Here is a 24,645-nt window from a genome sequence, read left to right as displayed (position 1 = left end):
TTGGCTTTTTGCCTGCTTCCATGGGAAAAACCCCGTCTGCATGTCAGACGGGGTTTTTCTGTAGGACGAAAAATCGCTTCAGCAGGACGTCATGTCAGGCTGATGCATGCAGGGGCAGAACGGGACGGATGGTATGAAGTGCTTCGGAGAAGGTCCGGTAACGGCCAAGCTCGTTGTCTCTCAGGCAGTCCGTGAGAACCCAGTAGGGACCACGCAGGCTGATGAGGTAGGCAGGGTCGGCATTTTCCCGAACCCAGATGACCACCAGGCTGGGATCGGCTGTCTGCTGGTCCGGAGATGATTCAATGGAGGCATCAAGAATGCCCATTTTCTCGCTGGCAATGAGCCATGTGGCCAGGTAGTGGCGATGATGGGAAAGGAGCTTCTGGCGGAACGGGACGACAACACCGCCCGCATGTTCCCGGGCGCTGGAGGAGGGGGCCGTGGCGCGTTCTGCCACGCGGAATGCTTTCTGAGCCATGTCAGCATCTCCTTCATGGGAACAGGGAAACCCCTGCTGCATCACAATCAGAACAACCCATGGTGCCGAAGCGCGCTATCTGAAAACTGAACAGGAAGGCTTGGCTGCTATGATCTTGTTCTCATTTTGCAATCCTACCATGTTTCGGACGCATGGCTAGGTAAAATTTACTTTTTCTTATTCCGGTAACAGGATTTTGCCCACCGCCGATGCAACCAGAGCCAGTTTTCCGGGCGTTTCGTAATCCATTGTTCCAGCTCATCATTCAGGAGCTGGGTCAGGTGACGAATCATGTCATGGCGGGAACGGGCTGTGCTGGCATGATCTTTCGGGTCAAGGCAGGACCCCACCTCCAGAACCAGACGGGCCGGGCCTTCCCGCCAGACATGCCCTGTAATGATCAGAGCATCGAATCTGAGGGCCAGGGCCGCAGCAGCCGGGGCTGTCATGGTAGGATGGCCGAAGAAGGAAACCTCAATCCCATCGTTCATTTTCTGGTCCCCCAGCACGCCAAGATATCCACCTCTGGCGAGATGGCGGACAGCATCCCGTGCTCCCTGCTTCCCTTTTGGGAAGAATGAAACGGGTGTGCCGACAATGTGGCGTCGCAGCCGACAGAGCAGCTGGTCAACCAGAGGGTTGTTGGGGGCACGGTAGAAAGGGGAAAAAGCCATGTCATAACGGGCAACAATCAGGGGCATGAGTTCCCAGTTGCCGAGATGGCCTGAAAAGAAAATGACAGGGCGCCCGCTTTTGCGGGCCTGGTGCAGGAGTTCATCATTCAGGACACGCCAGCCGGGACCTGTAGCAGCCCCTTCCGGCAGGTCAGGAAGGTGGGGGAGTTCTCCCAATGTGCTGCCAATGTTCCACCAGCAGCCTCTGACGAGCCTCCGGCGTGTCTTTCGGTCCATCGTGGGAAAGGCACGGTGCAGGTTGATGTCGGCAATGCGGGATGAGGGAAGGCACGGCCCGACAAGAGCCGCCACGGTTCCTCCCAAACGGGAAGACAGACCCGCAGGCAGCTTGCTGGCAAACCAGAGAAGCCCCTTCAGGCCCCATGCCTCAAGATAATGTTTCATGGGTGCGGGGCCGGGACATGAGAGGGGCAGTTACTCTGCCAGAAAGTGGTCAAGAAGTTCATCCATCAGCCTAGGGTTGCTCCATCGGGGTTCAACATCAAGGCTAACCACGAAATTCTGGAAGAGTGGGGGCAGTTTTACAAAATCTTTTTCCGTCGTGACCAGAACGGTCTCTGGCATATGGGCCAGCTGGGCCAGTTTCTTCAGTTCACGGGCCGAGTAGATGTGATGGTCAGGGAATGTGAGAGTCCGCAACAGGGTAAGGCCTGCATCCTGAAGGGTGGAGAAGAATTTCTGGGGGCGACCGATCCCGGCAAAGGCAATGAGCTGATAGCCCCGCAGCTTCTGGATGGCGGTGCCAGGGGAGAGGGTTCCTTTCAGGACAGGAAGGGACGGAGGCAGCTGCCCGGCGATATGCTGGCGGTCGTCACCGAGGATGACAGTGGCGTGTAGCCGGGGCAGGAGATCAGGAAGTGATTCCCGCAATGGCCCGGCAGGAAGCAGGCGCTGGTTGCCCAGCCCCGCCGGACCGTCAATGACCAGCAGGGAGAGGTCTTTGTGGAGGGAAGGGTCCTGTAGACCGTCATCCATGACCAGGCAGTCTGCCCCTGCTTCGATGGCCCGCAGGGCATTGGCTCTGCGGTCCGGTCCTCGCCATGTGGGGGCAAGGCGGGCGAGCAGGATGGTTTCATCGCCGACATCAACGGCCCTGTCCAGTGTGGGGGAGATCAGTCCTGTCTTTTTGGACCGGCCACCGTGACCACGGGTTAGGGCATGGGGAGTCCGTCCTCTCTGGATCAGCTTTTGGAGCAGATGGAGGCTCATGGGCGTTTTGCCAGTTCCGCCTACGGTGATGTTTCCACAGCATAGAACAGGAACGGGCAGCCTGAGTGAAGGCTGGGTCTGACGTTGCCTGGCGACGAACCCCGTCACTTTACTGAAAGGCAAAAGAAGATTGGAAAGCATGGTCGGGGCAGGGGTCTGCCAGAAAGAAGGGGCCGTCAGTTTCATCAAAATGCCTTTTTAGTCAAAATTGTGTCCTTAATAAGGCGAATTGCCTGCCTGCCTGCCTGATTCTGCTGAGGGGGCCTGGGGCTGGGAAGATGGCGGGCTTTCAGCCAGCGTGCGAGTGCCTCCTGATGCTCAACAGGATGGAGTGAGCCTGCATGACGGGCGCAGAGTGCTGTCCAGTTCTGCATGTATGGACCGATGGCCGTAGGGCGGCGGAAATGGAGGGATTCCAGAGGGTTGTGGCCTCCTCCGGGTGGGACAAGGGAATTGCCGATGAAGACCCGCTCGGCAAGCTGAAAGAAGAGGCCGACTTCTCCCAGCGTGTCGATGATCCATACATCATCCCCACCTCCAGGAACCTGTCCCTTGGAACGGCAGGGAGCCTGATGGGTCTGGGCCAGTTCTTTGCCTCTTTCAGGATGACGGGGGATGATGACGGTGAGCAGGTCAGGGCGTTCTTTTTTGGCCTGCCGGGCGGCTGCAATGATGATCTCTTCTTCGCCCGGATGCGTGGAAGCCGCCACAAAAATGGAGCGTTCCCCAAGTTGCCTGCGCAGGGTGACAGCCTCGGATGCATCAAAGGGCAGAGGGGGCGAATCTTCTTTCAGATCCGCCGGGGGCAGGAGTGGCCCGATTCCGAATCGGGCAAAAGCCTGCGCATCATCCATGCTTCGGGGCATGATCCAGTGGCAGGCTTCCAGGAGGTGGCGCAGCAGGGGTGATGCCCACCGCCAGCGTGCGGCAGAACGGGGCGAGAGACGTGCATTGAGCAGCATGACAGGCAGTTTTTTTTGTCGGCTCAGGCAGAGCAGGCCCGGCCAGAGTTCACTTTCCGTAAGAACCAGCCCGATCGGTTGCCAGTATGCCATGAAACGCTCAAGGAGATGCGGGGCATCATAGGGGATGAGCTGATGGATCAGCCGCCCCGTGTGACTGGCCGGATGGGCGGCGACCGTTTCTCCACCGGTCAGGGTGGCTGTTGTCATGAGGATGGTCAGCTTTGGGCTGTCTGCCAGAAGCTGACTGACAACAGGCAGGATGCACCGGCTTTCTCCCACACTGGCAGCATGAACCCAAAGGAGCGGTCCGTCATGGGAGGGGCGGGGCATTCCTGCCCGGGCGAAACGTTCTGGCAGGCGGGTTCTGTTTTCCCTGCCCTGCTGCAGCCTTTTGCGGGCATGACGGCGGAGCCATGGCATGGCGGCATGGCCGATCAGCGACCATATTGTGAGAAGGGGGGCGGCCAGAGGCGTGAAGGAAGGGTAACGGCCCATTGCGTGTTCCATGCGGCACGGGTGGTGCATTTTCGCATCATCTCCCCAGCACAACGCAGAGGGAAGCGTAAAAACGTTTTCCTCGTGACGGGAGGGCCTTGCCGAGTGGCCAGCCTTGTGCGACGAGATGACCCACTTATTATATATCCAGGATTATCCTCAAGGGGGCTGACCATGTCAGAAACGGAAGCGCACACGCAGCAGGAAACAGCCAAGGGAACACTCATGGCTGGCAAGCGTGGTGTTGTCATGGGTGTGGCAAACAAGAACTCCATTGCCTGGGCCATTGCCAAGGCCTGTGCGGACCAGGGGGCTGAAATCGCCTTCACCTATCAGGGTGAGGCTCTGGGCAAGCGTGTACGTCCGCTGGCAGAAAGTGTGGGGTCCACCATGGTCCTGCCCTGTGATGTGAGTGATGACGCTGCCATCAATGCCACGTTCGATGAGGTCGAGAAGGCCTGGGGCAAGATCGACTTTGTCGTTCATGCCATTGGCTGGGCTGACAAGCAGTATCTGCGCGGGCGCTATGTGGATACCCCCCGTGAGGCTTTCCTCCAGGCGCTGGATATTTCCTGCTTCTCTTTCACGGCAGTGGCCCGTCGGGCTGCGGCCATGATGAATGCCGGTGGCTCCCTGCTGACCCTGACCTATCTGGGGGCAGAGCGTGTCATGCCGCATTATAATGTGATGGGTGTTGCCAAGGCAGCACTTGAAGCCTCCGTCCGTTACATGGCGGTGGATCTGGGTCGTGATGATATCCGTGTGAACGGCATTTCTGCCGGACCGATCATGACACTGGCAGCCAATGGCATCGGGGACTTCCGCTACATTCTGCGCTGGAATCAGGTCAATGCTCCGATGGAGCGCAATGTGTCCCTGAAGGATGTCGGTGGTTCCGGCCTGTATCTGCTGTCAGATCTTTCCAGCGGTGTGACGGGTGAGGTGCATCACGTGGATTGCGGTTACAACATCATTGGCATGAAGAACCCGGAAGCTCCCGACATGAGCCTCTCCTCTGGGGAATAAGAATAATGTCTGAAAACAGTTTTGGGCGTCTGCTACGTGTTACGACATGGGGAGAGAGCCACGGTCCAGCGATTGGCTGCGTGATTGATGGCTGTCCGCCACGCCTGAAACTGTCGGAGGATGACATTCAGCCCTGGCTGGAGAAAAGGCGGCCGGGCCAGTCCCGTTACACGACGCAGCGGCGTGAACCGGATGAGGTGCGGATTCTCTCCGGGGTGTTTGAGGGGCAGACGACGGGCACCCCCATTTCCCTGATGATTGAGAATACGGATCAGCGGTCCCGGGATTATGGGGAGATTGCCCGGCAGTATCGGCCTGGCCATGCAGATATTGCCTATGATCTGAAGTACGGCATCCGTGACTATCGTGGTGGCGGGCGGTCTTCCGCACGGGAGACGGCCATGCGTGTCGCAGCGGGAGCCGTGGCACGGGTCATCCTGCGGGAGCTTGTCGGGCCGCAGCTGCTCATCCGTGGCGCCCTTACGGGTATTGGTGGGCAGTCCGTGGACAGGGAACGCTGGGATTGGGATGAGGTGGAACGGAATCCGTTCTTCTCTCCAGATGCGGGAATCGTTCCGGCGTGGAGCGAGCAGCTGGAAGAGGTGAGAAAGTCCGGATCCTCCATCGGTGCGACGCTGGAGGTCGTGGCGGAAGGCGTTCCTGCCGGGCTGGGGGCGCCTGTTTATGGCAAGCTGGACTCCGAACTGGCTGGCGGCCTCATGGGTATCAACGGTGTGAAAGCGGTCGAGATTGGTGATGGCATGGGGGTTGCCGCCCTCCATGGCGAGGAAAATGCGGATCCCATCCGTCCCTCCGATAATCCGATGGAGCCTGTATTTCTCAGCAATCACGCCGGGGGTATTCTAGGGGGTATCTCCACGGGGCAGCCTATCGTGGCCCGCATGGCGATCAAACCAACCAGCTCCATATTGCTGCCCGTACCGAGTATCACGCGGGATGGTGAGGCGGTGGATGTCCGGACAAAGGGGCGGCATGACCCCTGCATCGGCATCCGGGCCGTACCGGTGGCCGAGGCCATGATGGCCTGCATCCTGGCGGACCAGTTGCTGCGTAACCATGCCCAGTGTGGGTGGCTCTGAAAACTGTTGTTATTCAGCAGGAAGGGTGAGAGCTCGTTACAATATATAGTGTTCATTGTGAACGGGTTAACCCTATATATGCGAAAATGCATAAAACCTGACGAAAAACAAGCCTTGAAATATGCCCTTCATCCATGGGAGATGGGAGGACTGTTTAAGCCGAAAATGATGCCGAAATGAGGGGCTCGATTCATGACCATGCATGATGCGCAGACGTTCGCTCACCCGTTGGGTGGGACAGAAGAACCCGAGCTCTTCCCCAATGTTGTTCAGCTGCCGGGGCATCCGCCTGTGCGGACGACGCCGGAACGTGACGAGCGCCTGACAGACTTCGGTCGTGCCACTCTGGATGACCGCTACCTGCTGGAAGGTGAGACATATCAGGGGCTGTTTGCGCGCGTGGCATCCCGGTATGGAGCTGATGAGGGGCATGCACAGCGTATTTACGATTACATGTCCCAGCACTGGTTTATGCCAGCCACACCTGTTCTTTCCAACGGCGGGACGAATCGTGGTCTTCCGATTTCCTGTTTTCTCAATGAATCGGAGGACAGTCTCGAGGGGATTGTCGGGCTCTGGAATGAGAATGTCTGGCTGGCTGCCAAAGGAGGGGGGATTGGTTCCTATTGGGGCAATCTGCGGTCTATCGGGGAGAATATCGGCCGGAATGGTAAAACATCCGGTGTGATTCCCTTCATTCGGGTGATGGACAGCCTGACGCTCGCCATCAGCCAGGGCAGCCTGCGGCGTGGTTCCGCTGCAGTTTATCTGCCTATCTGGCATCCCGAGATTGAAGAATTCATCGAGATGCGCCGTCCCACTGGTGGTGATCCCAACCGCAAGGCCCTCAATCTGCATCATGGTGTGCTGCTGACGGACGATTTCATGCGGGCCGTGGCGGGTGATGAGGAATGGCCACTCGTTTCCCCCAAGGATCATAGCGTCATTCGCAAGGTGTCGGCCCGTGGCCTGTGGATACGCCTTCTGACAGCACGCATGGAACAGGGCGAGCCCTACATCGTGTTTTCGGACACGGTGAACCGTGCCCGGCCGGAACATCACAGGCTGGCAGGACTGGAGGTGAAGACCTCCAACCTCTGTGCCGAGATCACCCTGCCGACGGGGATTGACCATCATGGCAAGACCCGTACGGCTGTCTGCTGTCTTTCATCCCTGAATCTGGAATATTGGGATGAATGGAAAGATGACCCGCACTTCATCAAGGATGTGATGCTGTTCCTCGACAATGTGCTGCAGGACTTCATCGACAATGCGCCGGATGACATGGCCCATGCCCGTTATGCCGCCATGCGGGAGCGGTCGGTCGGGTTGGGTGTGATGGGTTTCCATTCCTTCCTTCAGTCCAGGATGGTGCCCTTTGGTAGTGTCATGGCGAAGGTGTGGAACAAGAAGTTCTTTGAGCATATCTCGAAGCAGACGGCTGAGGCATCCCGCGAGCTGGCAAAGACACGGGGCCCGTGTCCGGATGCTGAAGAATATGGTTTTCAGGAACGGTTCTCCAACAGGATGGCCGTGGCGCCGACAGCGTCCATTTCCATCATTGCGGGCAATGCCAGCCCGGGGATTGATCCCATCAGTGCCAACGTGTTTCTCCAGAAGACACTGTCCGGCTCCTTCACGGTGCGGAACCGCCATCTGGCGAAGCTGCTCCAGAAGTATGGGCGGGATACGGATGAGGTCTGGTCTTCCATCACATTGAGCAAGGGGTCCGTACAGCATCTCGATTTCCTGACACAGGATGAGAAAGATGTTTTCAGAACGGCCTTCGAGATTGACCAGCGCTGGGTGATTGAGCATGCTGCCGACCGTGCTCCGTTCATCTGCCAGTCGCAGTCGGTCAATCTGTTCCTGCCGGCGGATGTGCACAAGCGTGACCTTGTCCGCATCCATTACGAGGCATGGAAGAAGGGCGTCAAATCGCTGTATTATTGCCGTTCCCTTTCCATCCAGAGGGCCGATACGGTGTCCAATGTTGCCGTGAAGCGTGACATCATGGAGGGGGATGACGATCATCTTCCGCAGGCTACGCCACGCCATGCGGAGAGTGGTGCCGGGAGTTATGAGGAATGTCTCTCCTGCCAGTAAGGCGGAGGGTGTGAGGTGGGGCCTGCCCGGCATGGCCTCATCTCTGGATATTGGAGGGATTCAGCCTGGAAGGGCTGTGTCTCAAGGGAAAAAGGTTTCGCGAGATGACAGATGGCACTCCATTGCCGCCGGCCCCGGAAGCGGCCGAGCAGGCCAATCTTCTGGTTGAAAACCCGGTTTACAAGCCATTCCGCTACCCTTGGGCCTATGATGCCTGGTTGACCCAGCAGCGTCTGCACTGGCTGCCGGAGGAAGTTCCGCTGGCCGAGGATGTGAAGGACTGGCACCGTAAACTTTCAGAGGCCGAGCAGAATCTCGTCACGCAGATTTTCCGCTTTTTCACGCAGGCGGACGTGGAAGTGAACTCCGCCTACATGAAGTATTACAGTCAGGTCTTCAAGCCGACCGAGGTCCTGATGATGCTCTCCTGTTTCTCGAACATCGAGACCATCCATATTGCGGCCTATTCCCACCTGCTGGATACGATCGGGATGCCGGAGACGGAGTATTCCGCCTTCCTGAAATACAAGGAAATGAAGGACAAGTATGATTTCATGCAGTCCTTCAACATCAACAGCAAGCGGGATGTTGCCAAGACGATGGCAGCCTTCGGAGCCTTCATGGAGGGTCTCCAGCTGTTTGCGTCTTTTGCCATCCTGCTGAATTTCCCCCGCTTCAACAAGCTGAAGGGGATGGGACAGATCGTTTCATGGTCCGTGCGTGATGAAACGCTGCACTGCCTCTCCATGATCCGGCTTTTCCGCACCTTCATCCGGGAAAATCCGGAACTCTGGACGGAAGAATTCCGGGCTGAACTGGTGGAAATCTGCCGTCAGACAGTCGCCCACGAGGATGCCTTCATCGAACTGGCCTTCGAAATGGGGCCTGTGGAGGGCCTGTCTGCCGGGCAGGTGGAGCGCTACATCCGCTTCATTGCTGATCGCCGGCTGATCCAGCTTGGTCTGGACCCGATCTATGGCATCGAGGAAAATCCGCTGCCATGGGTGGATGACATGCTCAATGCGGTGGAACATACGAATTTCTTCGAGAATCGTGCGACTGAATATTCCCGTGCTTCCACGCAGGGGACATGGGAAGATGCCTTCGAAAGTGGTGTGTTCTCCTGAGAGGAAAGCAGGGAAATTACCCGTTATCTGAATGGTTTATGACAGGGCTGTCTTGACCGGGCCTGCTTTGCTGCTCATATGGACGGAAGTATTTTCTAATAGGGGTATGGGCTGCGTTCTGCCCGGCCATACGTTCTGAGAAGACGTATCCCGGAGGAAAGGCAGCCGCCCGAGACTGTCTGCTCCAGCGTGCTGGAGCAGGGAGAACTGGAGTTGTGCGTTTTGGTTTCTTCCTCATCAGAGCCCAACACTGTATCTGGCGGTGAGGCTGCGGGTAGAGAGGTCAAAGGGGAAGATGCCCTGAAGGCCCTTTCCGCCTATCTGGCCGATGACATGACAGCCTGCAATCAGGCCATCATTGACAGGATGCAGAGCTCTGTTCCGTTGATTCCCCAGCTGGGAGCGCATCTCGTGGCGGCTGGTGGAAAGAGGCTGCGTCCATTGCTGACGCTCGCTTCTGCCCGTCTTTGTGGTTATGGGGAGAAGGAGGGGGAAACACGCCATATCGGCCTGGCGGCCTGTGTGGAGTTCATCCATACAGCAACGCTGCTGCATGATGATGTGGTGGATGAAAGCACGCTGCGGCGTGGCATGGCCTCTGCTAATGCCCTTTTTGGCAACAAGGCTTCCGTGCTGGTGGGGGACTTCCTGTTTGCCCGCTCGTTTCAGCTCATGACGGCGGATGGATCGCTGGAGGTCATGGCCATTCTTTCAGCTGCTTCGGCAACGATTGCTGAAGGTGAAGTTCTCCAGATGTCCACCCAGAATGATCTTTCTACCCCGATAGAGCGTTATCTGGAGGTCATCCATGGCAAGACGGCGGCCCTGTTTGCGGCGGCCTGTCGGGTAGGCGCCGTCGTGGCCGGGCATGGTCGTGAGGCTGAGCTGGCGCTGGAGCAGTACGGAACCAGCCTGGGTATGGCCTTCCAGCTTGTGGATGATGCGCTGGATTATGCAGCGGATCAGCAGGTGCTGGGGAAGACGGTCGGGGATGATTTCCGTGAAGGGAAGATCACGCTCCCGGTGCTGGCTGCATATGAGCAGGGTACGGAGGAAGAACGCCAGTTCTGGAAACGTGTGATCGAGGATAATGAGCAGACAGAGGCTGATCTGCCTCATGCTCTGGAGATCATTGCCCGGAGGGATGCCATCCGTAAGACGATTGAAAAGGCCCGGGATTATGCGGCGCAGGCCGTGGAGGCGTTGTCCTGTTTCCCGGAGAGCGGGTTGAAAAATCTGCTGCGTGAGACGGTGCTTTATACGGTCGAGCGGGCCCGTTAAGAAAAAACGTCCCAGCCATTGGCGAATCCCAGCCAGGCGATGTTTCTGGCAAGCTCCTCTCCGTTCTGTGGATGAGCTGTCAGGAAGAAGCGGTCCGCCGGGCTGGACGGGCTGGCGGGAAGCGAGGCTTCCGTTACATCACATAACCGCCGGAGGGCCTGCTGGGCGACGGCGGGGGCGGGGTCCAGCCACATGATGCCCGCAGGGCCGAGGCGCTGGAAGTAGGGTAGCAGAAACGTATAGTGCGTGCAGCCCAGCCCAACAGCGTCAATGTCATTTCCACCGGGCTGCTGAAAGAGGCATGCGAGTTCCTGCTGCACTTCAGCCGGATCCAGCTGCTCGCCCCGAAAAGCCCGCTCGGCCAGATTGGCCAGATGGCGGGAGCCATGTATGAGCAGTCGGCAATCGGCAGCAAATTCGTCATGAAGCTGTTTGAGATAGGGGCGTCGTGCCGTGGCGCTTGTAGCCAGCAGACCGATGGTGCGGCTGGCAGAGACCCGTCCGGCCCAGCGGATGGGCGGGACACAGCCTACGACAGGCAGATCGAGCCGCTCCCGTAATATGGGCAGTGCCAGGGTGCTGGCCGTGTTGCAGGCAATGATGGCCAGAGCCGGTTCCAGTGTATCGCAAGCCTTGCAGACGAGGTCGGCAATGCGCTCCCGCAGGATATCATCCGGCTGTTCCCCATAGGGAAACAGGGCCGTATCGGCGAGGTAGTCTATTGTCAGGGAAGGGGCCAGACTGCGCAGCGCCTGAACAACACCCAGCCCGCCGATGCCTGAATCAAAGACCAGAATGCGGGGAGAGGATGGTGCAGGCATGGGCGTATCCGCTGAGACGTGATGGTGGGGCCTGAAAAGGAGAGAAAGGTTGCCCTCCGTTCATCGTCCTTTTCAGGCTGGGTGTGAAACGGTCAGCCCCGTTTGAAGGCAAGTGCTTCTTCTGCGCTGCCGACACCGCCATGGGCTTTGGACCAGCTGCATGGGTCCTCAAGGAAGCGGCGAACTTCTGCGCTGTCTTCGGCAGAGAAATATTGGCCATCGGCGCAGGCTTCCAGTACATCCCACCAGGTGCAGAGTGCATGCAGGCTGATGCCCATGTCCTGAAGGGTTTTCTGGGCGCCGGGGAAGACGCCGTAGAAGAAGACGACAAAGGTGTGATCCACGATGGCACCTGCTTCACGCAGGGCATTGGCAAAACGGATCTTGGAGGCGCCGTCTGTTGTCAGGTCCTCTACCAGCAGGGTGCGCATGCCCTCTGGCACGTCACCTTCAATCTGTGCATTGCGGCCAAAGCCTTTAGGCTTCTTGCGCACATAGGCCATTGGTGTCATCAGCCGGTCAGCAATCCAGGCGGAGAAGGGAATACCTGCCGTCTCACCGCCCACGACAGCATCAATGCTTTCATAGCCGATGTGGCGGCCAATTTTTTCAACGGCCAGTTCCATCAGTTTCTTGCGGGCGCGGGGGAAGAAGATGATCTTGCGGCAGTCGATATAGACGGGGGATTTCCAGCCGGATGTCAGCGTGTAAGGCTCGCTGGGCCGGAAGTTGATGGCTTTGATTTCCAGAAGAATGCGCGCCGTTGTCAGCGCAGCATCACGGTCCCACTGTGTGGGGCGGATGCCCAGATTTGATGCTGTGCCAGATGCAGGCATTATTCTCTCCGTAATCTCGAAAAATGGTTCCTTTGGAGACATCTACCCGTTAGAAGGAAGGAGGGGTAGGGCAAAGATGTCTTTTTTGCCCATTCTCTTATTGGTGACGCTTTATTCTGTTATTGGTAGGGCTGATGATAGTGGCCCGCCTTTCCTGATGGAGGTTTTTCCTGGGGAAAACAGGGTATCGTAGGGGTTATGGGATATGAAAATCGACACCGGGCACATTGGTCGCAAATGCGAACGCGCCGTAATTACAGCTTATCAGGAGCTGCATGATATGGGGCAAAGCGAGATGAGTATTTTTGCTGCCTGCACAACCCTGTATCGCATCCATCATCCAGAATCGTCCCTGCCAGAAGCCCGGCTGCTCGTCTCGGAGTGGATAGATCATCACATCGTCCGGCGTTCGGCTGCGCCTACGCGTGGTTGTAACTGCCCTCCAACCAGGCCACATTGAAGCCACAACATGGCCTGATGCTGTCCTTCGCTCTTTGGGCCAGAGACACATGATGAAGCGGGGTGCCGGATGGCTCTCCGCTTTTTTGATATTTTCAGTTTTGATCAAATCTCTCAGGCCCTCTGGCTGTCCGGAGAAGCAGACAGCCAGAGGGAGCAGATCATTTTGTTGCCTGCTCTGGCAGGGTATAGACAACCAGCTGATCGGAAACAGGTGTCCCCATGAGGTGGTGCCCCCCGGCCATGATGGCGACATATTGCCGACCATTGACGGCATAGGTCATGGCGTTGGCCTGTCCTCCACCGGGCAGCACGTCCGTCCAGAGTGTCCTGCCTGTCTTGAGGTCGACGGCGTGAATCTGGTTGTCGGTTGACGCCCCGATGAAGGCCACACCGCCAGCCGTCATGACAGACCCGCCATTGTTTGGCGTGCCGATTTCGATGGGCAGACCTGTCGGCAGCCCCCATGGACCATTGGCACGGGCCGAGCCGAAGGGCCGCTGCCACAGAACCTTGTGTGCCTTGAGATCAATGGCGGTGAGCATGCCGTAGGGAGGTGCGTTGCACATTACCCTCGTGAATTCGTTCCAGAAGGGACCAACCAGAGTGCCATACGGCGTCTCAGCCTGGGCGGCATTGCCGGCTGTCATGCCATGGCGTGGCGTGTATTCGGGAACATCCACAGGGATCAGTCGCAGCTGGTCCGCCGTTTTGCGGTTCACAAGCTGGTTGTACATGGGAACATTGTTCCAGTTGGCCAGCATGATGCCCGTCTGCGGGTTATAGGAGATGCTGCCCCAGTCACTGCCCCCATTATAGCCGGGGGATTCAATCCATGGCTTTTTGAGGGAAGGGGGTGTGAACTCGCCAACATAACTGGCCCGACGGAACTTGATGCGGCAGGCCAGCTGGTCCAGCGGCGAGACGCCCCACATGTCCGATTCCTTCAGGTCTGGAAAACCGAGGCGGGGAACCCCGACAGACCATGGCTGCGTCGGCGTACGGGGATCATCCTTCATGACACCGGCGGGGGCCGGTTTTTCCACGACGGGGAAGTCTGGCAGCGGCTTGCCTGTCCGACGGTCGAGGATGAAGGTCTGGCCCCGTTTTGTAGGCATGATGAGGGCCGGGATGATGCTTCCGTCATCGGCATGATAGTCGAACAGCGTTGCCTGGGAACCAATGTCGTAATCCCAGACATCCTTGTGGACGGTCTGGAAGACCCACCGGGGTTCACCCGTGCGGACATCAAGCGCCACTACGGCGGATGACACCTTGTTTTCCGCATCGCTGCGCATGGCGCTGTAATAGTCAGCCGAGGAATTGCCCATGGGGACATAGACCAGTCCTAGGGCATTGTCGCCCGTCATGGCCGTCCATGAATTGGGTGTTCCACGGCTGTAATAATGGCCCTTGTCCGGCTGGTGGTGGTTGTCCGGATTATTGACATCCCAAGCCCAGAGGAACTTCCCACTTTCGGCATCATATCCCCGGATGACGCCTGATGGTGCCCAGCGGCGCTGACCGTCCAGCACTTCATGATTGACCACGATCACGCCATTGATGATGGGAACCGGACTGGTCACCCCAACAAAACGGGGCACGGACCAGCCCATGCCCTGCATGAGATTGACCTGCCCGCCATGGCCAAAGGCCTCGCACGGTTTGCCATCTTCGGCATCAACGGCGATCATCCGGTTGTCCAGCGTGGCCTCAATGATGCGGTTATGGCAGGTCTGCCCATCCGCTGCGGTGGATGACGTGTAGTAGGTGACGGATTTGCAGGCAGAGGTGAAGGGAATGGCATCGTAGCTTTCATGGGCATGGAAGTGCCATTTTTCCTGCCCCGTAGCGGCATCGACACGCATCATGTCATTCGTGGCGGAGCAGAGATACAGGGAATCACCCACCTTGATGGGGGCCGTTTCCGGCGCCAGTCGATTCAGTTTGCCTTTTGGTTGCAGGACTCCGGTATGGTAGACGAACGCCCGTTGCAGCCTGCTGACATTCTCCGGTGTGATCTGGGTCAGCGGGGAATAGCGTGTGGCCCGGTCGTCCCGCCCATAGGCAGGCCAGTCCTCAGCTTTGGGATTGGCACTCTCCTGAGGGACGGCCTGGGGGAGCTGGTCGATGGGGAGCTCATCAATATCCGGCAGGTTGGCGGCATTGACGCCTGTGGCCTGGGGTGTGTTGGGAGCAGGGGGATGATAGATGGTGGAAACCGTTTCCTCCGCAGGTGCCGTCTCGTGAGACGTGCTGGGGGAGGCGGCCTCCTGGGCTTTTACGGCGGATAGTGATGTGCCGAGGATGGTACCTCCCAGAAGGAGACCAAGAAGACGGACTTGATTACGCATCGGGAGTGACTTTCTGGTTGCGGAGGAGACGGGGAAGAAAAGCAGCGACCACGATGGCCAGCAGGGTGGGCCCGAAGAGGCGCGGCAGCCATCCCCAGAAATTGAAACCGACCTCGTAGATCGTCCAGGGAATTGTCAGGGCCCAGGCGAGAAGATAGGTCCAGGCACCCACAGGGCTCTGGCGGAAAAGATAGATGCCTGAGAGGCAGAGGAGCAGTCCGCAGAGGGTGTAATACCAAGACCCACCCAGCAGAATGAGCCATGAGCCGAAAATGACGAAATAAAGCCCGAAAAGCAGAATCAGCAGGGCAAATGCCCAGATGGCTATATCTGCGCCTTTGGGTTTTTCATTGGGATAAGAGAGAAAAGACACAGTTCCATCTCCAGTTGACCAGAAAATATCAGGAAACCATGGGGATACACGTTTCGGATAAAAACGGATTGACAAGATCAACCCATATATTTGGTCAGGGAACTCAGGTTGATACACTGCACATGCCGGTTACATGATTTTTTCATGCAACCGGCACGATCCCAAGGTTACTTGCTGTCTGCCTCTGGCAGAGCATAAACAACCAGCGCATCAGACACCGGGCTGCGCATGAAGTGATGCCCCCCGGCCATGATGGCGACATATTGCCGACCATTGACGGCATAGGTCATGGCGTTGGCCTGTCCCCCACCGGGCAGCACGTCAGTCCAGAGCGTCTTGCCTGTCTTGAGGTCAATGGCGTGGATCTGGTTATCGGTCGATGCTCCGATGAAGGCGACACCGCCAGCGGTCATGACAGGACCGCCATTGTTGGGCGTACCGATTGTCAGCGGCAGGTGCGAGGCGATACCCCACGGGCCATTGGCACGGGCCGAACCAAGTGGCTTCTGCCACAGGACCTTGTGCGCTTTGAGGTCAATGGCGGTGACCATCCCGTAGGGTGGCACATTGCACATCATCTGGGTGAAGCTGTTCCAGTACGGGGTGACGACAATTCCATAGGGCGTCTGCGCCTGTGCCCCGTTACCTTCAGCCCCACCAGCGCCAGCTTTGAACTGGGGTGAATCAATGGGAATCAGCCCCATTTTGTCAGCTTTCTTGCGGCTGACGAGCTGGTCATACATGGGTAGGCTGCTCCAGTTGGCCAGCAGGATGCCCGTCTGCGGGTTATAGGAGATGCTGCCCCAGTCACTGCCCCCATTATAGCCGGGGTATTCCAGCCACGGCTGCTTGATGGTAGGCGGTGTGAACTCGCCGACATAATGGGCCCGACGGAATTTGATGCGGCAGGCCAGCTGGTCCAGTGGCGAGATGCCCCATGTGGCGGCTTCTGTCAGCTCCGGGAAGCCAAGACGGGGAACCCCGACAGACCACGGCTGCGTTGGAGCCCGTGGATCACCCTGGACGAAGCCCGGGCTGGGAGCCGGTTTTTCCACGACGGGGAAGTCTGGCAGCGGCTTGCCTGTCCGACGGTCGAGGATGAAGGTCTGGCCCCGTTTTGTAGGCATGATGAGGGCCGGGATGATGCTTCCGTCATCGGCATGATAGTCGAACAGCGTTGCCTGGGAACCAATGTCGTAATCCCAGACATCCTTGTGGACGGTCTGGAAGACCCACCGGGGTTCGCCCGTGCGGACATCAAGCGCCACCACGGCGGATGACACCTTGTTTTCCGCATCGCTGCGCATGGCGCTGTAATAGTCAACCGCAGAGTTGCCTGTGGGCACATAGACCAGCCCCAGGGCATTGTCGCCCGTCATGGCCGCCCAGGAATTGGGTGTTCCACGGCTGTAATAATGGTCCTTGTCCGGCTGGTGGTGGTTGTCCGGATTATTGACATCCCAAGCCCAGAGGAACTTCCCACTTTCGGCATCATATCCCCGGATGACGCCTGATGGTGCCCAGCGGCGCTGGCCATCAAGCACTTCATGATTGACGACGATCACGCCATTGACGATGGGCGGAGCTGTTGTCATGGCCACGAAACCGGGGACGGACCAGCCCATGCCCTGCATGAGATTGACCTGCCCGCCATGGCCAAAAGTCTCGCAGAGCTTGCCATCTTCGGCATCAACAGCAATCAGCCTGTTGTCCAGTGTCGATTCAATGATGCGGTGATGGCAGGGCTGCCCATCCGCTGCGGTGGATGACGTGTAGTAGGTGACGGATTTGCAGGCCGCCGTATAGGGAATGGCATCGTAGCTTTCATGGGCATGGAAGTGCCATTTCTCCTGCCCCGTAGCGGCATCGACACGCATCATGTCATTCGTGGCGGAGCAGAGATACAGGGAATCACCCACCTTGATCGGCGTGGTTTCTGCAGCCCACTTGTTGGCCTTCCCTTTGGGAGGGAGGCTGCCGGTATGGTAGACGAACGCCCGTTGCAGTCTGCTGACATTTTCCGGCGTGATCTGTGTCAGCGGAGAATAGCGTGTCGCCTGGTCATCACGCCCATAGGCAGGCCAGTCCTCAGGTTTGGGATTGGCACTCTCCTGAGGGACGGCCTGGGGGAGCTGGTCGATGGGGAGCTCATCAATATCCGGCAGGTTGGCGGCATTGACGCCTGTTGGCTGGGGGGTACCCGGCTCAGGGTCGTGGTAGATGCTGGAGCTCGTCTGCGCTTCGCTGTCATTGTCCGGGCCGGGGGTTTCCAGCGAGGGAGGAATCTGGGCATGGGCCACATGGACCGGGAGCGAGGTGCCAAGGATGGTGCCACCCAGAAGAATACCGAGAAGGTAAGCCTGGTTACGCATTGTAGTGTTCCTTCTGGTTGCGGAGAAGGTGAGGCAGGCAGGCAACAACGGCAACCGCCAGCAGGGTGGGCCCGAAGAGGCGCGGCAACCATCCCCAGAAATTGAAACCGACCTCATAGATCGTCCAGGGAATTGTCAGGGCCCAAGCGAGAAGATAACTCCATGCTCCTGTGGGGCTCTGGCGGAAGAGATAGATGCCGGAAATGCAGAGCAGGAGTCCGCAGGGGGTGTAATACCAGGACCCACCCAGCAGAATGAGCCATGAACCGAAAATGACAAAATAAAGGCCGAAAAGCAGGATCAGAAGCGCCAGTGCGTAAGTCGCCAAGCTTGCCAATCCTTGCTTCGGTCTGGAGGACGATGATGGTGACACGACATTATCTCCAGTATAGCAGAAACCATGTCGTAACTATGAGGCCATCTAGGATGGGAGAAAAATAGATAAATAAAGTTAATTTATATTTATGATAGGTAAAATGGATCAATCTATTCTTTATTCAGGACGGGATTTTGTGGCGTATCCTGCAACTGTGCAGCAATAGCTTTATGATTGGCAATGACCTCCCCAACAAGAAAGGCAAAGAACTTTTTTGTGAAGTCAATGTCCAATCCGGCATCCTGGGCCAGAGCATGCAGGCGGGTCAGCTGCTCTTTCTCCCGGGCCGGGTCGCAGGCAGGGAGGTGGGAGGAGGCTTTTAGAGCCCCCACATCGGCTGTGCAGCGGAAACGTTCTGCCAGCATATAGATGAGGGCAGCATCGATATTGTCGATACGCTGGCGGAGAGCGGTCAGCTGACGGGTTGGATCAGGCAATGTGTCATTTTTAGAGGTCATTGAGGTCAATCCATGCGAGATGGCCGCCTTTGCCGGCGCCGAGATCCATGAAGATGGCTTTTCCTCCCAGCCGGCCAGTCCGGTGCAGTGGGCGGCCATCAAGGGACCGTCTATCATGCCCGACATAAACGGTTATACCTTCTGGAATACGGTTGATCCAGCTCAGGCGTCGTTCTGGATACCCGTCCGGCTGGAGGCGGCTTGTCGTTTCTCCGAAGAGTGCCCGTGAAAGAGGGGCGGACATGTCGGCAAGCCCTGTCTGTGGCGGGGGGCCGGAGAGCATGGCCGTGTGGAACCCACCATGAACGAAGAGCATGTTGCCCAGCCTCTGCCATGCCGGTGCCTGAGCGACGGCTTTGAGGGAACGGTTAGCGAGGTCTTCGGCTGTGGAGGTCTGAATCTGTTTCAGGGTGGTTTCCAGCGGGAGGTCACGGCGCAGCCGCCGCCCCTCCAACGCTCGGCCCAACTTGCGGTCGTGATTGCCGAGAACGAACATGCCCCTGTGCGTCTCCAGCAGGTCCAGCATGGTTTCCAGCACGCCAGCACTGTCCGGCCCGTGATCGACGAGATCTCCCAGCTGGATGATGAAGCGCTTTGTGGCTATGGCATGGCGGAAAGCGTTGAGATCACCGTGCACGTCTCCCACAATGCGAAGACCATGCTCACGAATGCGGGATAAAACCGATTCGTCAAGCCGTGGTTCTGAAAAGATAGGTCGATCGCTCACGGTTTTGTAAACTCAGCCTCCAGTTGCCTTAAAGGGCACTAATTGTCTGATGATAATGGGAGAAGGTCAACCATTTACCATGCGGATGCTTTCATCCAGATTGACAGAGAGCAGGCGGCTCACGCCCCGTTCCTGCATGGTGATCCCATAGAGACGGTCCATATGGGCCATGGTCAGCTGGTGATGGGTGATGACCAGAAAACGGGTGCCCGTTTCTTTGGTGATGTCACGGATGAGCGTGCAGAAGCGCTCCACATTGGCATCATCAAGGGGGGCATCAACCTCATCCAGAACGCAGATGGGAGCTGGTGTGCAGTGAAAGGCTGCAAAAATGAGCGAGAGGGCTGTGAGAGCCTGTTCTCCGCCGGAGAGAAGAGACAGGGTTGAGAGTTTCTTTCCGGGGGGCTGGGCAAATATTTCCAGCCCGGCCTCCAGCGGATCGTCGCTGCCAACCATCTGGAGATGTGCCTTGCCTCCACCAAACATGCGGGTGAAGAGCTTCTGGAAATGCTCATTGATGTCCGCAAAGACGGCCATGAGGCGCTGTCGGCCTTCCCGGTTGATCGCCCCGACCCCGCCACGCAGGCGGGCAATGGCGGTTGAGAGGTCCTGATGCTCCCGGGCGATTCGTTCGGATTCTTTCTGGGCTGTCTGGAACTCGTCTTCGGCACAGAGATTGACCGGGCCCAGATCATCACGGCGCTTCAGGGCCCGTTTCAGGGCCTGCCGCAGGGCCTGTTCAGCATCGGCTGAAACAGTGTCCGGGGCTTCGGCATTGTCTGGCAGGGGGGAATCATGGCGCAGGAGAGCCAGAGCCTCTTCTGCCTGTTCGGCCCGTTCACCAAGCCGGATGGTGTCTTCACGGTAGCGGCTGCTGCCATCCTTGTGGTGGTCCAGCAGGGCCTGCTGGTCATGCAGGGTGGCTTCGGTCTGGGCCAGGTGGCTGGTGAAGACCTTCTCTTCTTCTTCCAGCGTTCTGAGCGTTTCCATATCCTGCTGGAGCTGCTCTTCATGGCGGGCAAGGCTGCAGTCTTCCGCCTGCTCCGGGGTGGCCGTCATCAGGGCTGCGTGGCGGTCCGTCAGGTCCTTGATGAGGGTCTGGAGCTGGGCATGCCGGTCGGCCTGTTTCTGGCTGTCCGTCAGCAGATGCCCGTGTCGTTCTTTTAGCAGGGAAAGAGTCTGCGACAGGGTGTTATGGTCTGCCCGGTGCTGCTGAAGGGCATCCGTGGTGCTGGTCAGCCCGGCCTTCGTCCGGTCGAGTTCTTCTTTCAGAATGGCGATGTCCGGCAGATCGGACTGATTTTTCTGGCAGGCTGCCTCATCAGTCAGGCGTTTTTCTAGAGTGGTTTTCAGGGTCTGGATCTGCTGCTGGAGGCTTTCCCGCCGGGCTTGCAGGCCAGCCAGAAGGCGGCTTCGCTCCTGAAGGGCCTGTTCCTGTCGTGTGGCCTCTTTGCGGACTGTTTCGGCCTTTTGTATGGCCTCCGCTGCGGCCTGTCGGGCATGATGGAGTGCGTCTTCTGCTGTTTTCAGAGCCGACTGAAGAGCTGGAAGGTCGATCTTTGCCTGTGTGTCCAGTACGGTCTGTTTCTGTCCGCTCAGCTCCCTGATGTCCTGCTCCAGCTGGTCGATGGTCTGTGTCCGTTCAGCGAGCTGTTTCTTCAGGGCATCGTTCCTGAACAGGGCCTGTTGTCGCTCGTTTTCAGCTTTCTGGTGTTGGGAGCGGGCCTCTTCAGAGGCCAGTCGGGCTGACTGTTCTTCATCCCGGATGGTCTGGAGTACTGCCGCAGCGTCGGAGACGGCCTTGTCTGAAACGGGAAGGGCCTTCAGCTCTGACTGTACCGCAGCAAGCTGTGACTTTGTCCGGTTCTGCTGTGCCTCATGGACGGAGGCTTCCTGTTGGAGAAGGGAGATCTGCTCCTGCTGGAAGGCATGGCGTTCCGTAAGCCCTTCCAGCTGGTGCTTCTGCCGTGCCTGTTCGTCACGTTCGTTTTGGGCAGACTGGCGCTGTTCTGCCAGTGCCTGTGCCAGTGTTTCACACTGTGTGTGCAGTGTGTCGGCGGCAGCTTTCTGGACAGCGTGCTGCTGGTCGAGTGTCTGAATGGCGGCAGCGGTCTTTTTGAGGGCCTGTGCCTGTTGGAGGCGTACCATTTCTGCCGTGGGCGTGTTGGGCTGGCGGATGAAACCATCCCAGCGCCAGAGGCCCCCTTCTTTTGTGACGAGGGCCTGACCAGGCTGAAGATAGTGGTGGAGGGCAGGGCCGTCTTCAGTCTTTTCCAGCAGGAAAATGGCCCGGAAAGCCCGCTCAAGTGGAGCCGGTATATTGATAAGGGATGCCAGACTGGGCAGGGCCGCCAGTGCCTTGACTGCGGGTGTCTGTTTCCCAAGCGGGGGCAGAGAGCGCCATTGCCGTGGCGTATCAGTCAGGGGTTCTCCCTCAGGGGGGAGAGACGCTTCCAGCCCATCTGTCAGGGCGCTTGCAACGGCCCTGATGAGGGCGTCCGGGATTTCCAGCTGTTCCAGTACGGGATGGGGGATGGCGAGGAGACTGCCTTGCAGGGTGCTTTGCAGCCCTTCATGCTCGCTCTGGTAACGCAGCCGGTCCGTTTCGATCTGTTGCAGGGCCTGCCGTGCCTCTTTTTCCTGTTCCAGAAGAGCATTGTGCTGTTCTTCGGTCTGGGTGATGGCTTCGAGGCGGGAGTTGATCTGCTTTGCCAGCATGTTGAGACGGGTCCGTGCGCCATCGAGCTCTTCGATGCTGATCGCACGGTCAAGGGCGTCCTTCAGAGCGGCCTGCGCTGCTGTGGAGCGTGCCTGCTGGTCTGCCAGCTGTTCGGTCAGGCGTTTGACGTCCTGTTGCAGAAATTCGCGGCGCTGCTGGCATTTTTCCAGCGCAGCCTGCTCGCTGAGCCAGAGCTGCTCTGCCTGTTCACGCTTCTGTATCAGACCTTTTTCAGCAAGGGCGGTCTGTTCTGCCAGTGTCCGTGTGGTCTGACAGGCTGCCTGAAACCGCTCTTCTGCGGTCTTGTCAAGCAGGCCGTGTCTGATTTCCTGCTTCTGGGTTCGTTCCGTTTCCAGACGGGACTGCTGCCTGGTCACTGCCTGGGTCAGTTCTTTTTCACGCTGTTGCAGCTGTTCAAGCCGGGTTCTGGCTTCATGCAGATCACGCTGTGTGCGGTCGGTGAGAAGTCTCTGTTCCTGAAAATGAGCTTCGGCCTCCCGGGCGTTGCGTTCGCAGCTGCTGGCTTCCTCCATGCTGGCGGAGACCTGCTGGCGCAGCTGATCAGCAATTGCTTCCCGGGTGCAGTCCTGTTCGATGGCCTGAAGTTCGATTTCCAGATGGTTGAGGTTTTCCCTGTCATCAGCAATCTGACGTGCCAGCTCCTGCTGGCGGCTCTGGAGCCGTTCATGCTGGAGTGTTCCATCCTGATAACGGGATGACAGCGCAGCATGGTCGGCCCGCTGGGTGGCTTCTGTCTGTTGCAGGGCCGTGATCGTCTCTTCCAGCGCAGGGAGCTTCGTGGCGGTGGCCCGTTGCTGGTCCATGATCTGTTCCAGTGCCAGCCGGGTCTGAGCCTGCTGTTCTTCCAGCTGGCTCAGCTCTTTTTTCTGTCGGGCCAGATCATCTTCCAGCTGGGCCCGCTGTCTGGCATGGTCGGCCGAGGCCTGCTGCATGTGCTGGAGGGCAGCTTCTGCTACGCCGACATGGATGCGGTACTGCTCCAGCCGCTGGCGGAGCGTGGCCAGGGCTTCGCTTTCCTGCTGGCGTTTTTCTGCCTGTAGTTCAACATGCTTTTTGGCATCCAGAAGAGCCTGCTCATTTCTGGCCAGGGCTTCTTTGGCTTTTTCCAGAGCGGTCCGGCGGCTCTGGACGAGTTCTTCGGCTCTGGCATGTTGAAGGATGAGCAGGGACCGTTCATGCTGGCGTATATCCTCTGATGCCTGCCGGTAGCGTCGGGCCTGTTCGGACTGGGTGGAGAGGCTGCTGAGCTGCTGGTCCAGCGTTCTGCGATGCTCTTCGGCCCGTTCCAGATTGCTTTCAGCCTGACGCAGTTTCAGCTCAGCGTCCCGGCGGCGGACATGCAGGCCGGTGATCCCGGCGGCTTCCTCCAGCAGGAGGCGACGCTCTTCCGGTTTGGCAGCGATGAGCTGGCTGACACGGTTCTGGCTGATGATGGATGAGCTGCGGGCACCGGAGGACAGGTCCGCAAAGATGGTCTGTACGTCTTTGGCCCGCATGACACGATTGTTGATGCGGTAGGTGCTGCCCGCACCACGTTCTGCCTGACGGGAGACTTCCAGCTCTTCCGATTGCTGGAAGGGCGGCGGCGCAAGACCGGCAGCCGCACCAAGATGGAGGGTGACACGGGCCAGATTGCGGGCCGGGCGGCTGCCTGTCCCGGCAAAGATGAGGTCATCGCTCTCTCCACCACGTAGGGCACGGGCGGAGCTTTCCCCCATCGTCCAGCGCAGGGCCTCGACAATGTTGGACTTGCCGCAGCCATTGGGGCCGACAATGCCGGTCAGGCCCGGCAGGATGTCCAGATGGACCTCATCAGCAAAGCTTTTGAAGCCGACAATATCGAGGCGGGTCGTGATCGCCTTGTGCTGTGTCATTGAACCCCGTGTGGACTGTGGCGATGGAGGAAAGCGGAAGAGGGGATCAGGCCTTGCTGACGAGCTCGGCAAATTTCTCCACGGTCTCAGGGTCCTGAGCGAATGGTGTGCTGTTGAAGCGGAAGTAGGGTGTTCCCTTGATGTCGTAGGTCTGTCCGTCCTGCTGGGTCAGCTGATACAGTTCCTGCCCGAAGGTCATGTCCTTGCTGATCCTGTCGAATTCATCCGGGGCAATTCCGGCCAGGGCAGCCTCCTGCTTGAGGTGGGCAACCGGGTCTCCACCAGAGAAGGCCCACTGCATCTGGCGGGAGAAGAGGGAGCTGATGAAGGGTAGGTAACGTTCTTCAGGCAGGGAACGTGCCACCATGGCAGCAATCATGGCAACCTGATCCAGTGGGAAATCGTGGAACTGATAACGGATCTTCCCGGTATCGATGAACTGTTCCTTGACCTGGGGGAAGATGTCCGTCGCAAAATGGGCGCAGTGGGTGCAGGTCAGGGAGAACCATTCCTGAACGAGCACGGGAGCCTTGGCATCACCGATGATGCGGGGAGAGAGGCGGGGGTCTTTCGGTGCGGCAGCCTGTGTCTGTGCCAGAGCGGGACTCTGGGCAAGGAGGGTGCCGGCAGTCAGCCCGGTTGCCAGCAGGGCAGAACCACTGGTCAGAAAATGACGGCGTGAAAATGGGTGGTGGGAGGTCATGACGGCTCCTTTGTTCTGGGGGAAAGGCTACGGTGCGGTATTGGTCAACGGTTCATCCTGCCATGAA

At 58.3% G+C, this 24,645-nt stretch carries 20 protein-coding genes; 6 read left to right on the top strand and 14 right to left on the bottom strand.

Annotation, left to right across the window (positions count from 1 at the left end):
* Positions 1 to 94: 94 nt before the first annotated feature.
* The 4 genes from DTJ15_RS04490 to DTJ15_RS04475 form a co-directional block, all read right to left on the bottom strand.
* A complete protein-coding gene (locus tag DTJ15_RS04490; protein ID WP_249109516.1) occupies positions 95 to 481 on the bottom strand; it encodes a hypothetical protein in 387 nt (128 codons plus the stop codon).
* Between the two features lie 167 nt (positions 482 to 648).
* A complete protein-coding gene (locus DTJ15_RS04485) occupies positions 649 to 1,560 on the bottom strand; it encodes a lysophospholipid acyltransferase family protein (RefSeq protein WP_249089866.1) in 912 nt (303 codons plus the stop codon).
* A 30-nt stretch (positions 1,561 to 1,590) separates the two neighbouring features.
* On the bottom strand, positions 1,591 to 2,526 hold the full coding sequence (gene lpxK, locus DTJ15_RS04480; RefSeq protein ID WP_232086360.1) for a tetraacyldisaccharide 4'-kinase: 936 nt from the start codon (positions 2,524 to 2,526) through the stop codon (positions 1,591 to 1,593).
* A 44-nt stretch (positions 2,527 to 2,570) separates the two neighbouring features.
* Entirely contained in the window at positions 2,571 to 3,845 is a 1,275-nt protein-coding gene (locus DTJ15_RS04475; RefSeq protein ID WP_249109514.1) for a 3-deoxy-D-manno-octulosonic acid transferase, read from the bottom strand.
* Positions 3,846 to 4,019: 174 nt separating this feature from the next.
* On the opposite strand from DTJ15_RS04475, the gene fabI reads away from it, so the two are divergent.
* The 5 genes from fabI (at position 4,020) to DTJ15_RS04450 (ending at position 10,485) form a co-directional block, all read left to right on the top strand.
* Positions 4,020 to 4,871, top strand: coding sequence for an enoyl-ACP reductase FabI (fabI, locus tag DTJ15_RS04470; RefSeq protein ID WP_043560018.1), 852 nt, complete (start codon positions 4,020 to 4,022; stop codon positions 4,869 to 4,871).
* Between the two features lie 5 nt (positions 4,872 to 4,876).
* Positions 4,877 to 5,971, top strand: coding sequence for a chorismate synthase (gene aroC, locus DTJ15_RS04465; RefSeq protein ID WP_103765565.1), 1,095 nt, complete (start codon positions 4,877 to 4,879; stop codon positions 5,969 to 5,971).
* 198 nt (positions 5,972 to 6,169) lie between these two features.
* Positions 6,170 to 8,077, top strand: a complete 1,908-nt coding sequence (locus tag DTJ15_RS04460; RefSeq protein WP_373364576.1) for a ribonucleoside-diphosphate reductase subunit alpha — start codon at positions 6,170 to 6,172, stop codon at positions 8,075 to 8,077.
* Positions 8,078 to 8,181: 104 nt separating this feature from the next.
* Positions 8,182 to 9,204 carry a ribonucleotide-diphosphate reductase subunit beta gene (locus DTJ15_RS04455; protein ID WP_043560023.1) on the top strand — a complete coding sequence of 341 codons (1,023 nt, stop codon included), beginning with the start codon at positions 8,182 to 8,184 and terminating at the stop codon, positions 9,202 to 9,204.
* 213 nt (positions 9,205 to 9,417) lie between these two features.
* Positions 9,418 to 10,485: a polyprenyl synthetase family protein gene (locus DTJ15_RS04450; protein ID WP_373364575.1), complete on the top strand. Its 1,068-nt coding sequence runs from the start codon at positions 9,418 to 9,420 to the stop codon at positions 10,483 to 10,485.
* Here the strand turns inward: DTJ15_RS04450 and murI are convergent.
* A complete protein-coding gene (gene murI, locus DTJ15_RS04445) occupies positions 10,482 to 11,306 on the bottom strand; it encodes a glutamate racemase (protein ID WP_081563193.1) in 825 nt (274 codons plus the stop codon). The two genes, DTJ15_RS04450 and murI, sit on opposite strands and share 4 nt — an antisense overlap.
* 92 nt (positions 11,307 to 11,398) lie before the next feature.
* Positions 11,399 to 12,142, bottom strand: coding sequence for an orotate phosphoribosyltransferase (locus tag DTJ15_RS04440; RefSeq protein WP_052349051.1), 744 nt, complete (start codon positions 12,140 to 12,142; stop codon positions 11,399 to 11,401).
* Between the two features lie 205 nt (positions 12,143 to 12,347).
* On the opposite strand from DTJ15_RS04440, the gene DTJ15_RS04435 reads away from it, so the two are divergent.
* Positions 12,348 to 12,602, top strand: a complete 255-nt coding sequence (locus DTJ15_RS04435) for a hypothetical protein (protein WP_081563192.1) — start codon at positions 12,348 to 12,350, stop codon at positions 12,600 to 12,602.
* A gap of 160 nt (positions 12,603 to 12,762) precedes the next feature.
* Here the strand turns inward: DTJ15_RS04435 and DTJ15_RS04430 are convergent, their stop codons facing one another.
* The 8 genes from DTJ15_RS04430 to DTJ15_RS04395 form a co-directional block, all read right to left on the bottom strand.
* Positions 12,763 to 14,955, bottom strand: coding sequence for a pyrroloquinoline quinone-dependent dehydrogenase (locus DTJ15_RS04430; RefSeq protein WP_249109513.1), 2,193 nt, complete (start codon positions 14,953 to 14,955; stop codon positions 12,763 to 12,765).
* Positions 14,948 to 15,328 (bottom strand): glycerol dehydrogenase, encoded by a 381-nt coding sequence (locus tag DTJ15_RS04425; RefSeq protein ID WP_227431441.1) that lies wholly within the window; start codon positions 15,326 to 15,328, stop codon positions 14,948 to 14,950. Before DTJ15_RS04425 ends, DTJ15_RS04430 begins: the two co-directional genes overlap by 8 nt.
* Before the next feature lie 167 nt (positions 15,329 to 15,495).
* Positions 15,496 to 17,700, bottom strand: coding sequence for a pyrroloquinoline quinone-dependent dehydrogenase (locus tag DTJ15_RS04420; protein ID WP_249109512.1), 2,205 nt, complete (start codon positions 17,698 to 17,700; stop codon positions 15,496 to 15,498).
* A complete protein-coding gene (locus tag DTJ15_RS04415; RefSeq protein ID WP_152332664.1) occupies positions 17,693 to 18,028 on the bottom strand; it encodes a glycerol dehydrogenase in 336 nt (111 codons plus the stop codon). Before DTJ15_RS04415 ends, DTJ15_RS04420 begins: the two co-directional genes overlap by 8 nt.
* 158 nt (positions 18,029 to 18,186) lie before the next feature.
* Entirely contained in the window at positions 18,187 to 18,534 is a 348-nt protein-coding gene (locus DTJ15_RS04410; protein ID WP_249109511.1) for a chorismate mutase, read from the bottom strand.
* The gene (locus DTJ15_RS04405; RefSeq protein ID WP_081563190.1) at positions 18,524 to 19,180 is read right to left on the bottom strand and encodes a metallophosphoesterase; all 657 of its coding nucleotides are present in this window, start codon (positions 19,178 to 19,180) and stop codon (positions 18,524 to 18,526) included. Before DTJ15_RS04405 ends, DTJ15_RS04410 begins: the two co-directional genes overlap by 11 nt.
* A gap of 147 nt (positions 19,181 to 19,327) precedes the next feature.
* Entirely contained in the window at positions 19,328 to 23,875 is a 4,548-nt protein-coding gene (locus DTJ15_RS04400) for an AAA family ATPase (RefSeq protein WP_249109510.1), read from the bottom strand.
* Positions 23,876 to 23,921: 46 nt separating this feature from the next.
* The gene (locus tag DTJ15_RS04395) at positions 23,922 to 24,578 is read right to left on the bottom strand and encodes a thioredoxin domain-containing protein (RefSeq protein WP_043560036.1); all 657 of its coding nucleotides are present in this window, start codon (positions 24,576 to 24,578) and stop codon (positions 23,922 to 23,924) included.
* Positions 24,579 to 24,645 lie beyond the last annotated feature (67 nt).

The organism is Parasaccharibacter sp. TMW 2.1891 (genome assembly GCF_023337675.1).
Lineage (GTDB): Bacteria > Pseudomonadota > Alphaproteobacteria > Acetobacterales > Acetobacteraceae > Bombella > Bombella apis.
Note: the sequence above shows the minus strand (reverse complement) of the source record. Positions and strands in the feature narration are given on the sequence as shown.

Bases quoted from the DNA above. Each gene is read 5' to 3' on its own strand.
- DTJ15_RS04490 (WP_249109516.1), bottom strand. From the start codon at position 481: ATGGCTCAGAAAGCATTCCGCGTGGCAGAACGCGCCACGGCCCCCTCC.
- DTJ15_RS04485 (WP_249089866.1), bottom strand. From the start codon at position 1,560: ATGAAACATTATCTTGAGGCATGGGGCCTGAAGGGGCTTCTCTGGTTT.
- lpxK (WP_232086360.1), bottom strand. From the start codon at position 2,526: ATGCTTTCCAATCTTCTTTTGCCTTTCAGTAAAGTGACGGGGTTCGTC.
- DTJ15_RS04475 (WP_249109514.1), bottom strand. From the start codon at position 3,845: ATGGGCCGTTACCCTTCCTTCACGCCTCTGGCCGCCCCCCTTCTCACA.
- fabI (WP_043560018.1), top strand. From the start codon at position 4,020: ATGTCAGAAACGGAAGCGCACACGCAGCAGGAAACAGCCAAGGGAACA.
- aroC (WP_103765565.1), top strand. From the start codon at position 4,877: ATGTCTGAAAACAGTTTTGGGCGTCTGCTACGTGTTACGACATGGGGA.
- DTJ15_RS04460 (WP_373364576.1), top strand. From the start codon at position 6,170: ATGCATGATGCGCAGACGTTCGCTCACCCGTTGGGTGGGACAGAAGAA.
- DTJ15_RS04455 (WP_043560023.1), top strand. From the start codon at position 8,182: ATGACAGATGGCACTCCATTGCCGCCGGCCCCGGAAGCGGCCGAGCAG.
- murI (WP_081563193.1), bottom strand. From the start codon at position 11,306: ATGCCTGCACCATCCTCTCCCCGCATTCTGGTCTTTGATTCAGGCATC.
- DTJ15_RS04440 (WP_052349051.1), bottom strand. From the start codon at position 12,142: ATGCCTGCATCTGGCACAGCATCAAATCTGGGCATCCGCCCCACACAG.
- DTJ15_RS04435 (WP_081563192.1), top strand. From the start codon at position 12,348: ATGAAAATCGACACCGGGCACATTGGTCGCAAATGCGAACGCGCCGTA.
- DTJ15_RS04430 (WP_249109513.1), bottom strand. From the start codon at position 14,955: ATGCGTAATCAAGTCCGTCTTCTTGGTCTCCTTCTGGGAGGTACCATC.
- DTJ15_RS04420 (WP_249109512.1), bottom strand. From the start codon at position 17,700: ATGCGTAACCAGGCTTACCTTCTCGGTATTCTTCTGGGTGGCACCATC.
- DTJ15_RS04410 (WP_249109511.1), bottom strand. From the start codon at position 18,534: ATGACCTCTAAAAATGACACATTGCCTGATCCAACCCGTCAGCTGACC.
- DTJ15_RS04400 (WP_249109510.1), bottom strand. From the start codon at position 23,875: ATGACACAGCACAAGGCGATCACGACCCGCCTCGATATTGTCGGCTTC.
- DTJ15_RS04395 (WP_043560036.1), bottom strand. From the start codon at position 24,578: ATGACCTCCCACCACCCATTTTCACGCCGTCATTTTCTGACCAGTGGT.